13 protein-coding genes and 1 tRNA gene are annotated in these 14201 nt (G+C 28.7%); 4 read left to right on the forward strand and 10 right to left on the reverse strand.

Going from position 1 to position 14201, the window contains the following annotated elements; all coding sequences use genetic code 11:
- Window positions 1-81: 81 nt before the first annotated feature.
- The 4 genes from JEY78_RS08455 to JEY78_RS08470 form a co-directional block, all read right to left on the reverse strand.
- Entirely contained in the window at window positions 82-1404 is a 1323-nt protein-coding gene (locus JEY78_RS08455; RefSeq protein WP_291849513.1) for a TolC family protein, read from the reverse strand.
- Window positions 1391-4570 (reverse strand): efflux RND transporter permease subunit, encoded by a 3180-nt coding sequence (locus JEY78_RS08460; protein ID WP_291849514.1) that lies wholly within the window; start codon window positions 4568-4570, stop codon window positions 1391-1393. Before JEY78_RS08460 ends, JEY78_RS08455 begins: the two co-directional genes overlap by 14 nt.
- Window positions 4570-5691, reverse strand: a complete 1122-nt coding sequence (locus JEY78_RS08465; protein WP_291849517.1) for an HlyD family efflux transporter periplasmic adaptor subunit — start codon at window positions 5689-5691, stop codon at window positions 4570-4572. The genes JEY78_RS08460 and JEY78_RS08465 overlap by 1 nt, the downstream gene beginning before the upstream one ends.
- A 198-nt stretch (window positions 5692-5889) precedes the next feature.
- Complete coding sequence (locus JEY78_RS08470; protein ID WP_291849520.1) at window positions 5890-6729, reverse strand: Two component regulator three Y domain protein; 840 nt, start codon at window positions 6727-6729, stop codon at window positions 5890-5892.
- Between the two features lie 228 nt (window positions 6730-6957).
- On the opposite strand from JEY78_RS08470, the gene bshB1 reads away from it, so the two are divergent.
- The 3 genes from bshB1 to JEY78_RS08485 all read left to right on the forward strand — a co-directional run bounded on the left by bshB1 (window position 6958) and on the right by JEY78_RS08485 (window position 8590).
- Complete coding sequence (bshB1, locus tag JEY78_RS08475; protein ID WP_291849523.1) at window positions 6958-7674, forward strand: bacillithiol biosynthesis deacetylase BshB1; 717 nt, start codon at window positions 6958-6960, stop codon at window positions 7672-7674.
- Window positions 7675-7724: 50 nt separating this feature from the next.
- Window positions 7725-7800: transfer RNA gene (locus JEY78_RS08480), tRNA-His, on the forward strand.
- A gap of 121 nt (window positions 7801-7921) precedes the next feature.
- The gene (locus JEY78_RS08485; protein WP_291849527.1) at window positions 7922-8590 is read left to right on the forward strand and encodes a hypothetical protein; all 669 of its coding nucleotides are present in this window, start codon (window positions 7922-7924) and stop codon (window positions 8588-8590) included.
- Between the two features lie 13 nt (window positions 8591-8603).
- Here the strand turns inward: JEY78_RS08485 and JEY78_RS08490 are convergent, their stop codons facing one another.
- Window positions 8604-9050 (reverse strand): type I restriction enzyme HsdR N-terminal domain-containing protein, encoded by a 447-nt coding sequence (locus JEY78_RS08490; RefSeq protein WP_291849529.1) that lies wholly within the window; start codon window positions 9048-9050, stop codon window positions 8604-8606.
- Window positions 9051-9079: 29 nt separating this feature from the next.
- Between JEY78_RS08490 and holA the strand changes: the two genes are divergently transcribed.
- A complete protein-coding gene (holA, locus tag JEY78_RS08495) occupies window positions 9080-10084 on the forward strand; it encodes a DNA polymerase III subunit delta (RefSeq protein WP_291849532.1) in 1005 nt (334 codons plus the stop codon).
- A gap of 137 nt (window positions 10085-10221) precedes the next feature.
- Here holA and JEY78_RS08500 read toward each other — a convergent pair whose 3' ends face one another.
- Genes JEY78_RS08500 through rlmH form a run of 5 tightly spaced genes read right to left on the reverse strand, consistent with a single transcriptional unit; the run spans window position 10222 to window position 14158 of the window.
- Window positions 10222-11244, reverse strand: coding sequence for a M28 family metallopeptidase (locus JEY78_RS08500; protein ID WP_291849535.1), 1023 nt, complete (start codon window positions 11242-11244; stop codon window positions 10222-10224).
- A 35-nt stretch (window positions 11245-11279) separates the two neighbouring features.
- A complete protein-coding gene (locus JEY78_RS08505) occupies window positions 11280-12077 on the reverse strand; it encodes an ABC transporter ATP-binding protein (RefSeq protein WP_291849538.1) in 798 nt (265 codons plus the stop codon).
- A complete protein-coding gene (locus JEY78_RS08510) occupies window positions 12077-13111 on the reverse strand; it encodes an iron ABC transporter permease (RefSeq protein WP_291849541.1) in 1035 nt (344 codons plus the stop codon). Before JEY78_RS08510 ends, JEY78_RS08505 begins: the two co-directional genes overlap by 1 nt.
- Window positions 13105-13692 (reverse strand): non-canonical purine NTP diphosphatase, encoded by a 588-nt coding sequence (locus JEY78_RS08515; protein WP_291849544.1) that lies wholly within the window; start codon window positions 13690-13692, stop codon window positions 13105-13107. The genes JEY78_RS08510 and JEY78_RS08515 overlap by 7 nt, the downstream gene beginning before the upstream one ends.
- Window positions 13685-14158, reverse strand: coding sequence for a 23S rRNA (pseudouridine(1915)-N(3))-methyltransferase RlmH (gene rlmH / locus JEY78_RS08520; protein WP_291849547.1), 474 nt, complete (start codon window positions 14156-14158; stop codon window positions 13685-13687). Before rlmH ends, JEY78_RS08515 begins: the two co-directional genes overlap by 8 nt.
- Window positions 14159-14201 lie beyond the last annotated feature (43 nt).

Below are 14201 nucleotides of genomic sequence, written 5' to 3' on the forward strand. Positions count from 1 at the left end.
GTAATTATTGTTACTTTACCATTTAAGCAAAAAAAAAGGGACGTTTTTACATGTCCCTTAATTTATTAAATAATTTTAATATTAAAATTCAATATTTAGTAAATCACCAGAAAGTTGCAGTATTAATAATTCAGCATTTTTAGCGTCATATTTTGCCTGATTTAAACTTGATTGTGCGTTTAAAAGGTTTATTTGCGCTTGTCTAAATTCAATAGAAGTAATTTGCCCTAGTTTAAATTGCTCTTCTGTTCTAGAAAAATTATGAAGGTTTGTTTCTACATTTTTTTCTTCTGCTTGCAATATAAACAGCGCATTATTGTATATTTCTATAGCGTTTGCAATAGAGCGTTCAATAGTGTTATTTATTTGTTCTTTTTGAATTTGAAGATTATCTGCAATTATTTTAGAATTTTTAATTCTAGTTTTTGTAGATCCTCCATCAAAAACGCTCCAATTTAAACTAATACCAGCACTTAACCCTTTTGAAAGTTGTTCCGCATATGTAAACGTAGCGTCATTGTTATATTTATTAAAACCATACGAACTATTTAAATTAAGTGTAGGAAACAAATCTGATTGATTAATTTTTATATCTAAATCATTCAAAACAATGCTTTTGTCTAGTTTTTGAATATCTACGTTATATGCTTTCGCTTTTTTTAAAACAGTTTGAAAATTAAATAATTGGTTGAAGGAAATATTTGTGTCTACACCAAAATCGGTGGTCACATTTCTTCCTAATAATAAATTTAAATCGCGTTTAGAATTTGATAATAAACGTTGTAAATTAATATATCTTATACTATCATTATTAACGTCTACTTCAGCATTTAATAGTTGAAGTTTGGTATTTTGCCCGTATTCAAAGGCGTAATTAGCGCGTGTTAACCGCTGTTTTGAGATAGCTAAAGTTTCTAAAATGTTTTTGGTATCTTCAGTTAAACGGGCTACTTCATAATACAATGAGAAAATTTGAAGTAAAGAATTTTCTACAATTGCTTTGGCTTCAAGTTCAGATAAATTATAGGATTCCTTTAATTTTTTATAATTGTAAGCTCTTCCAAATCCATCAAATAAGGTGTAATTTAATGCAAGAGAGCCATTATAACTAGTTACTTCAGCATTATCTGTCTTTGAAGTAGTGCCACTTTGCGAAGTTAATTCTGTATTATTATTTGAATAATTAATACCTGATGAGGCAGTAATTTTTGGCAAAAATCCAGAATTTAAAACACTGGCATTATTTTCAGCAATTTTAATATTGTTTTTTGCCATTAAAATTCCATAATTATTTTCTAAAGCTAGTGTAATTGCTTCTTTTTTAGAAAGCAATTCTTGTGAAAAAACAGCACTAATGCTTGCTGTTGTAATCCATAGAAATAAGGCAAATTTAATATGTTTCATGTTCTTCACTTTTTTGTTCAATAATTGCTCTTTCAACTTCTTCTTTTGTTACTTTTTCACCAGTTCGCATCCATTTAATAAATACTTTTATAGAATTTGCTACCGATAATAGCAAGGGCAATAAAACCAGTGTTAATATTGTTGAAATAGCAATTCCATATGAAATAGAAATAGCCATTGGTTTTAAAAATTGTGCTTGTCTGCTTTTTTCTAATAATAATGGTGCTAATCCGGCAACGGTTGTAAGTGTTGTTAGTAATATAGCTCTAAATCTAGATACTCCGGCTTGTAAAAGCGCGTCATCAAATTTCATTCCTTCTTTTAAATAGGAGTTAAACTTTTCAATGAGGACTAAACCATCATTTACCATAATTCCAATGAGGGCAATAATTCCCAACCACGAAAGCATATTTACTGGAAAATCATGAATCCAATGTCCCCAAACAACGCCTATTAAACTAAAAGGAATTAATAGAATTAATAAAAGAGGTTGCTCATAAGATCTAAATGTAAATGCAATCACCATATATATTAGCGCTAAAATTGTATAACCAACTTTAATGGCGGAACTCTTTGTTTTTTGAGCTTCTCTATTTTGACCCTCATAAACAGCACTAACCGTTGGGTATTTTGATGAAATTTCTGGCATAATGGTAGCTTTTACTTCATCTAAAATATCTGAAGCACTTTCATCAGGAGATTTTAAATCGGCTGAAATTTGAATTTCTCGTTTGCTATTTAAATGGTTTATTAAAACATCTCCACGTTCAATTTCATACGTTGCAATTTCAGAAAAAGGCACATTTTGGTTGGAAGGTGTTGTAATCCACATATCATCTAAATTTTTTAAAGATGATCGGTCTTCCTTTTTATAACGAACCCAAACTTTAATTTCATCTTGTCCACGTTGAAAACGTTGTGTTTGTAATCCGAAAAAACCTGAACGAACCTGATTCATTACTGTTTGAAGGTTTAAACCAAGTAGATAAGCATTATCTTTTAATTTAATTCTTACTTCTTTTATACCAGCAGGATCATTGTCTGAAATATCCTTAAGCAATGGATTATTACTTAAAATAGTCTTTAATTCTTCTTTAGCAGCTTTTAATTCATCAATATTATTTCCAAGTAAAGAAACAGCAATTGGGCTTCCTCCAAAATTTCCCCCAGAACCAAAAGTTAAACTTTCTACTCCGTGAACTTTACCAACTTTATCTCTAATGGCATTTGTAATTTCTGGTGACGAAAAATCTCTTGCTTCACCAGGAAGTAAGTTAATTGTTAAACTACCATTTGCAGAACCAGGACCAATTCTTTTAATAATATTTTGGATTACGGGTTCACCGCTAATTTGCTTTCCAGTATATTCATCATTTACATCCCAGGCAACTTTTTCAATTTCAGAAATAATAGAATCTGTAATTTTTTCATTTGTTCCTTGCAGCATTTTTAAATCAATAGAAACTCTATCACTAGCTATTGAAGGAAAAAAAGATGTTTTTACAATTCCTCCACCAAGTCCGCCAATACTAAAAATAAGCAGTGAAATAGGAATTACAAATCCTAGTAATTTATTTTTTAGGAAATATTTTAAATAAGGAGCGTATAAGTTATCTCTTACATAAAATAACCCTATTTCTGCTTTTTGATTGATGTTGTAAAAAAAGGAATTTAATTTATTTCTTTTTTTATCCTTTCGTTCTAAAGCTTTTGAGTGTGCAATATGGGCAGGTAAAATTATTAACGCTTCTATTAATGATACTGTTAAGGTAAGAATTACAATTAATGCAACTTCACCAAAAAACTCTCCAATTCTACCATCTAAAAAGAAAAATGTAGAAAAGGCTATTACTGTTGTTATGATAGCGGACACAACAGGAGGAATTACTTCTAAGGTTCCATCAATTGCGGCCTGAATAGGTGATTTTCCTTTTTCATAATGATGATAAATATTTTCACCAATAACAATACCATCATCCACTAAAATACCAATTACAATTATCATCCCAAATAAAGACAATACGTTAATTGTAACTCCTAAATTTGCAGCAAAAATAAACATACCAAAGAAGGCAATAGGAATTCCGGTAGCTACCCAAAATGCCAAACGAATATTTAAAAATAAAGCTAAAAAAAACAGCACTAATAAAATACCCATTACTGCGTTTGAAAGTAATAATTCTGAACGTTGTTTTAAGGTAATAGAGTTATCGCTTGAAATATCAATTTTAACTTCACTTTGTTCTTTGTTAAATTTTTCAATATAACTTTTTACGCTTTCGGCTGTTGATAATAAATCTTCACTATTGGTGTTACTTACTGTAATGTCAATAGATTTTTTACCGTTAAAATATAACCTGTCAGGGTTTTCAGACCAGGCATCTCTAACATCGGCAATGTCACTTAACCGAATAATATTTCCATTTTCATTTCCTCTTACAACTAAATTTAATAGTTCGTTTCCGTAATAGTTTTTATTTCTAGCCCTAATTAAATAGTCTTCAGCATCTGTTTTTATATTTCCTCCTGAAATTAGTAAATTAGATTTGCTAACAGCATTTGCAACTTCTGTAAATGATAAATTATAGGCTAATAAATCATTTTCACGCACAGCAATTTCAATTTCCTGATCAGGATAACCTGAAAGGCGCACTTGTGAAATACCATCAATACTTCTTAAATCATTTTCAACATTTCTGGCATATTGTTTTAAGGTTGCCAGTGAAATATTCTCGCCATAAATAATAAAACTTATAGTAGATCTAATATTTTCTATTTTTGAAATTATTGGAGGCTCCATTCCAGAAGGAAAGGAGGGAACTCTATCAACTGCATTTTTTACATCGGCTAAAACAACATCAATGTTTTTTCCTTTTATAATTTCAATATTAATTGATGCTGAATTTTCTCTGGAAACCGAAGTAACTCTATCAACACCAACAATTCCTTTTAAATTGTCTTCAATTTTAAGCACAATTCCTTCCTCCATTTCTTGAGGGGAAGCGCCAGGGTAGGTTAAATTAATTGAAATATTTCTAGATTCTGTTAATGGAAAAAAGGAAGATTTCATGGATAAAGCACCCGCCAAACCAAAACCAATAAATGCCAAAATAAAAACATTTACAGCTACAGGGAACTTTATAAAATAGGTAATTACTTTTCTCATTATTGTACCTTGTTTTCGTTAAATATTTTTACTAACATACCAATATGAGCGCCAGGAATTGGTTTGGAAACTATTTTTGTTCCATTTTCTAAACCTTTTATAACAACAGTATTTTTATTTTCAAAAATTAGATTTACATCAACTAAATCTAAGACAGAATCTTTAACAATAAATAGTTTTGAATTATCTACTAATAAATTTCTGGCTACTTCAAAAGCATTTTCTTCAGGATTTGATTGTAATGCAGCTTCAACATATTGACCTTCTTTTAAATCTTTAGCTCTAACCTCAATAAATGCCTTAATAGTTTGTGTTGAAGCATCTACTTTACCATTAATTCTAACAACTTTACCTGTCCAATTATTTGATTTTTCTAAATTGTATAAGGTAACTTCTTTGCCAATTTGTAATAAATCTTTGAATTCTGATTTAATAGAAACGCTCACTTCAAAGATTGAGGGATCAATAAATTCACCTAATTTTTGTCCAACTCTAATTAATGTTCCTGGGTTTACCATAGATTCTGTTACAATTCCAGAAAATGGAGCTCTTAAATTATATTTACTTAGCTTTACTTCTAAATTTTTAACATTATAATAAGTAGTATAAATTCCGCGTCCTGAAATAAAGAATTTTTCTTTTTCTGAAGATATTTCTGGTAGTTTTTGAATAGTTTTATTTATATCAAAATTCTGTAGATATTCTTGCCAAGCATTATAATTGTTAGGAAAATCTAATTTTATATCTGGCATTATTGCAGTAATTACATTGTATAAATTGCTTTTTTGAGCTTGTAAATTAGCATAAAACTCTTCACTATTAATTTTTATAATTGTTTCACCTTTATTAAAGTTAGTTCCAGCTTTAAATTCTTTTCCTGTATTCACTAAAACTCCTTGCACTTCAGAATATAATTCAATTTTATTTTTAGCAACTAAATTACCATTAGCACTTATAATAATTGGAATGGAAACGTTTTTAACTTCATCTACAAAAACAGTTTTAACAATTTTTTCTACCTGTTGCTTTGGCTTTTGCTTGGAGTCGATCAAGTATTTTGCAAGTAATATTGCCGAAACTAAAAGTAAAATGGCTATAATTATTGAAATATTTTTTCTCATTATATAGAAAGTTTTAATGCGTTAATTTTAATGCTATGTATTTTTTTAACTAAAAATGAATTTTTTATTTTAAAAAACACAAAGGTAACAGAAATTAATAAAGTTATATGTGCAACTTTGTTAACTAGTGTTAATAAAAAAATCACTCAAATTGAGTGATTTTTTATGAAAAAACTATTATTGTGGGGGTTGATTTATTTATTGTGAAATTGAAACTGGATTAGCTAAAATTTCAATTGTTTTTGGATTGTTATTGAAATCTAAAATCGTTAAAAGGGGTAGAGATTTAATAGATTCACTAACAGTTCCACTTAATCTATTATCATTTAATAATAATATTTCTAGTTTAATTAAGTTACTTAGTTCCGAAGGAATTGAGCCTTCAAATAAATTATTTGCTAAAGCTAATTCATTAAGATTAGTTAATTTTCCAAGTTGTGATGGTAATTTTCCGTACATTGAATTATCAAAAAAGCTTAGCGTATTTAATTTTGAAAGATTTCCTATTTTTTCTGAAATAACGCCAGAAAGTTTATTACTACTAACTTGCAATACTTCTAAATTTGTTAAATCATAAATTGAATTTGGTAAAACACCACTAATTAAATTATTAAATAACACTAATTCTTTTAAACTTGCTAAATTTCCAATATTAGAAGGAATAACGCCTTCAATTTGATTCATAAATAATTGAATACTTTCTAATGATTTAATTAAAGTAATTTCTGTAGGAATAGTACCATTTATTTTATTAAAACCTAAATTCAATACTTTTAAGTTTATTAAATTTTTAATGGAAGAAGGAATAGTTCCATTTAAATTATTCATACTTAAGTTCAATTCTACAACTTTATTATTTTTAATAGTAACACCATGCCAAGAAGTTACATTTTCATTAATATTCCAAGGAGTATTCCACTCATTACCATTTGTTGATTTGTATAAATCAACTAAAGCATTTTTTTCCAAATCAGAAATTTGAGCGCTTACAAGCGGGGCTATAAAAAATAACGCTACTAAAACTATTAAATTTTTCATTGTCTTTTGGATTAAGTTAAAATTATTCCTTAGTAATTATGATGCTAAAATAAAAATTAAAATTCAATTAAACAAATAAAATTACCAATTATTTATAAAAACTTACCATTTGTTTGTTTTACGGGTTATTCCTTTCTTTTTTCAAATACGCTGATTACAACATAAATGAAAGGAAATTAAAGAAGGAAAAATGTTCTATATTTGCCCTAAATTAATAAGTAGAAGAACATGAAATTAGATATATTAGCCATAGGAGCTCATCCGGATGATGTTGAATTAGGTTGTTCAGCAACACTTGCTAAAGAAATATCTTTAGGTAAAAAAGTAGGTATTTTAGATTTAACACGTGGTGAATTAGGAACAAGAGGTTGTGCAAAAATAAGAGCTATAGAAGCTAAAAATGCTGCTGAAATTTTAGGGGTTTCGGTAAGGGAAAATTTAGGATTTGCAGATGGTTTTTTTGAAAACAATAAACAGCATCAATTAGAAATTATTAAAATTATAAGAAAATATAAGCCAAACATTGTATTGTGTAATGCTTTTGATGATAGACATATTGATCACCCAAAAGGAAGTAAGTTAGTATCTGATGCATGTTTTTTATCGGGCTTAGTTAAAATTGAAACCGAAATAAGCGGTGAAAAACAATTAGCATGGAGACCAAAACAAGTATACCATTATATACAATGGAAAAACGTTGATCCTGATTTTGTTGTAGATGTAAGTGGTTTTATAGATATTAAAATGGCGGCTGTTAAAGCGTATAGTTCACAATTTTATGATCCAACAAGTAAAGAACCTACGTCACCAATTTCCAGTAAGAATTTTTTAGACAGTGTTAAATATAGGGCTCAAGACTTAGGAAGATTAGTAGGAGTTGAATTTGCAGAAGGCTTTAATACAGAACGTTATGTTGTTGTAAAAAATTTAGATAATTTATTTTAAAAAATAGTTGCAAAAAATAAGAAATGTAGTATATTTGCATCCGCATAAATGGTGGTTGTAGCTCAGCTGGTTAGAGCATCGGTTTGTGGTACCGAGGGTCGCCGGTTCGAACCCGGTCTTCCACCCAAAATTAAAGGTCTGTTTTTACAGACCTTTTTTTGTATCTCAACGTTTTATTTAAGAATATTTTAATCTCTTTTAAAATTAAATTTTATAGTTTTACCATAATTAATCAATATTTAAAAAAATGAAAAACATACTATATCTTTTTACTTTTATTTTAACTGCTTCTGTTATTGCTCAAACCACCAATAATTTAGATTTAGAAAAACAAAAATTAAAAGAAGCTTTAAAATATGGAGATAAAACTGTTGCGGCTAACTCAATGTTTTCACTAATAGCATTAGAAGGACCAACAAGTACATATAGAGATAGTTTAGCATATTTATATTTTAATGAAAGAAATTTTGTTTCATGTTTCTTGGTTACAAATGATTTGTTGAAAAATAATCCTGAAAATGTAGATATTTTAGAAATGAATGCCATTTCTTTAGAGTCTATTGGAGCCTTAGAAAAAGCAATTGAAAAGTATAAATCTCTTTTAATAAAATCAAACAATAATTACCATGCGTATAAAATTGCTGGTTTGCAATTTGCAATGAATAAGTTTGATGAAGCACTAGTTTCAGTAAAAAAAGCCGATCAATTATCTGACAAGGCTGAAGTTAATGTAAACTTTCAAGTAAATAAAAATTACAATCAAAATGTTCCATTAAAACCAGCAATAGCTTATTTGCAAGGTTTAATTGAATTAAATTTAGATAAAAAAGCAGAAGCTAAATTAAGTTTTCAGCGTGCGTTAAAATTATTTCCTGAATTTACATTGGCTAAAAGCAAGTTGTTAACATTGGAATAAAAAAGGATTTAATTTATTGTGGAAAATTAGGAATATCTTTTAAAAACTGATATTGTTCATTCTTAAAGTCCATAGTGCAATAAAAATGATCTAATCCATTTGTAACTATTAAATAGTTTGCTTGTAATTTTAAATTATAACGCGCAATTTGATCAAAAGTAGCTTGATTAATTTTAATAGTTGGCGCTTTGCATTCTACAATAATATGTGGCTCACCGTTGGTGTTAAAAACTAAAATATCGGTTCTTTTTGTTAAGCCATTTATAGTTAACTTTTTTTCAACCCCAATAAGAGAAATAGGATAGTTTTTTTCTTCAATTAAATAATGTACAAAATGTTGTCGAACCCATTCTTCTGGAGTAAGGCTCACATATTTTTTTCGAAGAATATCAAAAATAAAAAGCTTATTTTCATTACTTTTGATTCTGAATTTATAAATAGGTAAATTCAATGTCTGCATACAGCAAAAATGCTAAATTATTTTCATAAATGAGTGATGTTGCCAAAATAGTTTCTGATATAAAAAGCGGAAATATTAAACCAATTTATTTTTTAATGGGTGATGAGCCTTATTATATTGATAAAATCTCAGATTTTATTGATAAAACCATTTTAACTGAAGAGGAAAAAGGGTTTAATCAAATGGTTTTATATGGTAGAGATATTACTATTGAAGATATTGTGGAAAACGCAAAGCGTTATCCTATGATGGCTGAAAAACAGGTAGTTATTGTAAAGGAGGCGCAAGATTTATCAAGAACCATTGAAAATTTAACTACTTATGCAGAGCATCCACAACCATCAACAGTGCTGGTTATTTGTTATAAATACAAAACTATTGATAAACGAAAAAAATTATATAAAGCAATTAATAAGTGTGGATTGGTTTATGAAAGTAAAAAATTATATGAAAATCAAATAGCAGATTGGATTAGAAGAGTTTTATCTGGTAAAAAGTATCAAATTGAAGGAAAAGCAACGTTAATGTTGGTGGAGTTTTTAGGTAATGATTTAAGTAAAATTAGCAATGAATTGGATAAATTAATGGTGGTTATACCAGCGGGCTCTACCATTACTCCAAACCATATTGAAGAAAATATTGGGATTAGCAAAGACTATAATAATTTTGAATTACGAAAAGCTGTTGGTGAAAGAAATGTGTTAAATGTAAATAGAATTATCAATCATTTTGCTCAAAATCAAAAAGCAAATCCGTTGGTTGTTACTATTTCTTTATTACATGGATTTTTTACACAATTGCTCATTTACCATAGTTTAAAAGATAAATCTAATAGTAGTGTTGCAAGAGGTTTAGGTGTAAATCCTTTTTTTGTACCAGATTATATAACCGCAGGAAAAAATTACCCAATGCGAAAAGTATCGCAAGTCATTGCTTTGTTGCGTGATGCAGATGTTAAAAGCAAAGGTGTTGGAGCAAATGCAATGCCGCCGGGTGATATTTTAAAAGAATTATTATTTAAAATTATTCATTAATATTTCTTAAAAAAAAGATTATCATTCCTGAGCAGGTATGAATCTATGAAAATTTGTTGCAATTCAAAATACCCTTTATAGCTACCTGTCTACCTAAATTTGATAGTGAAAACAAAAATCTATAATTAAGATACAGATTACTTCTTATCAACAACAACTCTTTTATCTCTGTTGGCAATTTCCCAAGCCGTATAAAAAATTAATTGAGTACGTTTTTGTAATAGTTCATAATTAATTTTATCTGGAGTATCAGATGGTTTGTGGTAATCTTGATGTGTTCCATTAAAATAAAAGATAATTGGAATGTTGTTTTTTGCAAAGTTGTAATGATCTGACCTATAGTAAAACCTATTGGGATCATTATCATCATCATATTTATAGTCTAATTTTAATTTTGTAAATTTTTCATTCATTGCTTCAGATAAATCATGAAGTTCAGTACTTAATTTATCGGAGCCAATTAAATAAACAAAATCAGGATTATTTTCATGGGCATCATCCACACGACCAATCATATCAATGTTTAAATTTGCTACAGTATTTACTAAAGGAAAAACTGGAAAATTGGTATAATATTTAGAACCCAATAAGCCTTTTTCTTCACCAGTAACATGTAAAAATAAAATAGACCTTTTTGGTCTGTTACCTTCTTCTGCAGCTTTTTTAAATGCTTCAGCAATAGCCATAACTGCTACTGTTCCAGAACCATCATCATCTGCGCCATTGTAAATTTCACCATTTTCCATTCCAAGGTGATCATAATGTGCAGAAATTACTAAAATTTCATCGGGTTTTTCAGTTCCTTTAATAAAAGCCAACACATTTTCTGAAGGATTTAAATTTGATCTTAAATGGGCTGTTGGAATTTCTTGAAAATAGTCATCATCACCTAAGGGAGAAGTAATATTTCTTTTTTTATAAAAGGTTTTTATATATTCAGCTGCTTTTTTTTGTCCAGGTTCACCAGTTTCTCTGCCTTCAAATTCATCAGAAGCAATGCTATATAAATGCGTTTTTAAATCGGATACAATTATTGAATTAGCATATTTTTGAGCTATTTCACCTGTTATTTCAGTTGTTTCGTTATTTTCTGAGATATGGTTATTTGTTCCGCAACTTAAAATAATGAACCCTAAAATTAATGCTACTATTTTTTTCATTTTGTTGAATACTGAGTTTTTCAAATATATTAAAACTATTTTGAATGTGAGATGGTAAATTGTTTTAGCGTTTTACTAAAATGAATTAAATCAGAGTCAAAAAGGTTATCTAGTTCATTATTATGAATTAATTCTTCAGTTTTTCCACTCACAAATTTTGAAGAGGACATTAGCCATAATTCATCAGCTAATTGCAAAGCTAAATTGGTTTCGTGTGTAGAAATAATGATGGTTTTATTAAATTCTGAAGCTAAGTTTTTTAATAATGAAAAAGTATTAATTGTATGATGTAAATCTAAATGTGCGGTTGGTTCATCTAAAACAATAATAGGGGTATTTTGTGCCAGTGCTCTTGCAATTAAAACACGTTGCAACTGTCCGTCGCTTAACTCATAACATTTTGTTTTCATTAAATGTTTGGTGTTGGTTTTTTCAAATGCAGTATAGATTATTTCCATATCTTCACTGGTTAAATAACCAATCCAGTTTGTAAAAGGTTGTCGCCCTAAAGCAACCAATTCAAAAACGGTTAAACTACTATCTGGTAATCTTTCAGTAAGTACCAAACTTAGCGTTTTTGCTAAATCATTATTTGTTATAGATTTTAAGTTTTTTTCATCAATAAAAATTTCACCATTAAGCGCTGGTTGTACCTTTGTTAAGGTTCTTAATAAGGTAGATTTTCCAATACCATTTTTACCTAACAAGCAAACCATGTTTCCAGATTTTAAACTAATATTTAAATTACAAGCGATGGTTGAAATATGCTTTTTGGAACGATATCCAATAGCTAAATTAGAAACTTTTAAAATGTGCTTTTCGTTTTGTTCCATTAATAATAAATCTTACGTTTTCTAACCAATAACCAAATAATAATTGGTGCGCCAAATAAAGAAGTTATGGCATTAATAGGTAATGTATATTCGCTATTTGGCATTTGAGCAATGCTATCGCAAATAAGCATAATTATTGCACCACTAATGGCAACAGCAGGTAATAATGTTTTATGATTGGATGTGCTAAATAATAATTTTGTTAAATGCGGAACTGCTAAACCAATAAAGGCAATTGGTCCTGAAAATGCTGTAATAACTCCTGTTAATAAACTGGTTGCTATCAATGTAAAATTTCTTGTTTGTCTTACATTTACACCCATACTTTTTGCATAGTTTTCACCTAATAGTAAACTGTTTAGTGGTTTTATAATAAAAACAACGAATGAAATACCAATAATGAATACAATTAAAAGTGCTGTAATTTCATTCCAGCTTAAATTTCCCAAACTACCAAAACTCCAAAACATATATTGTTGTAATTGGTTGGCGCTGCTAAAGTATGCTAAAACACTAATTACTGCAGAAGTTAAACTTCCAAACATTAATCCAATAATTAAAATAGACATGGTATTTCTAACTTTTGCCGCAGCAATCATAACTGCCGAAAGGACTAAAAATGCACCAGTACTTGCTGCAATGGCTTGTCCCCAGCTTGAAAATGAGTAGCTTACAATATTTGCACCTAAAAATGAGCCACCTAATATTAAAATAGCAACTCCTAAACTTGCTCCAGAACTTATTCCTAAAACAAACGGACCAGCAAGTGGATTTCTAAATAAAGTTTGCATTAACAATCCGCTAATTGAAAGCCCAGAGCCCACAATAATTGCAGTAATTGCTTTTGGTAATCTGTAATTTAATATAATAGACCGCCACGATTCTTTTTCAATATTCCCATCTATAAAAGCTAGAAATATTTGTTTTAACGGAATGTAAACGGAACCTAAACTTATATTTATTATAAATATTAAAATAAGCGTTAATATTAAAATAATAAAAGTGTTACTGTATGATTTTGTTGGGTTTACCAATCTTTTCTATTTAAAAATGTTACTAATTTTTCAACGGCTTTTCCTCGATGACTAATATTTCCTTTCTCTTTTAAATCCATTTCAGCAAAAGATTTTGTATAACCGTTAGGCATAAAAATAGGATCGTAGCCAAAACCACTAGTTCCTTGTTTTTCTCTTAAAATATGTCCTTCACAAATGCCTTCAAAGATAAACTGTTTTCCTTGAATATTCAATGCAATTGCAGTTCTAAATTGTGCTTTTCTGTTAGTATTATCTCCAAGCTCATTTAACAATTTCTGCATATTTGCTTCAGCATTATTTTCTTTTCCAGCATAACGTGCTGAAAAAACACCGGGCTCATTGTTTAAGGTGTTTACTTCCAGACCTGTGTCATCGGCAAAGCAATCATAACCAAATTTTTCAGTAATGTAATTTGCTTTTAAAATGGCATTTCCTTCTAATGTATTTGCGGTTTCAGGAATATCATCAAAACAATGAATAGCAGCCAAACTAATAATTTCAAAATTGGTTAACATTGCCTGTACTTCTTTTAATTTATTGGCATTGTTGGTTGCAAAAACTAGTTTTAATTTATTCATGATGGTAAGGTTCGTTTTTTAAAATGGTAAAAGCTCTGTAAATTTGTTCCACTATAAATAAGCGAATCATTTGATGAGAAAATGTCATTTTTGATAAAGAAATTTTTCCTTTTGCTGTTTTGTAAACGGAATCTGAAAATCCGTAAGGTCCGCCAATAACTATTACCAATTGTTTAATTCCGGCATTCATTTTCTTTTGAAGATAGCTAGAAAAATCAACAGATCTAAATGCAGTTCCTTTTTCATCTAGTAAAATTAACACATCTGTTGGTGCTAATTTTTTTAAAATTAATTCACCTTCTTTTTCTTTTTGCTCCTGTTCGCTTAAGTTTTTAACTTTCTTTAAATCAGGAATAATATCAATTTCAAACTGAATATAATGCTTTAATCTGTTTTGATACGTTTCAATTAAAGTCTGTAAATTTTTATCGTCGGTTTTACCGATTGCCAGTAATTTAATTTTCATACGGCAAATATAAAAAGAATTAAAGATGAAACTTTTGAAAATA

Origin of the sequence: Lutibacter sp. (genome assembly GCF_016342705.1) — a bacterium.
Classification (GTDB): domain Bacteria; phylum Bacteroidota; class Bacteroidia; order Flavobacteriales; family Flavobacteriaceae; genus Lutibacter.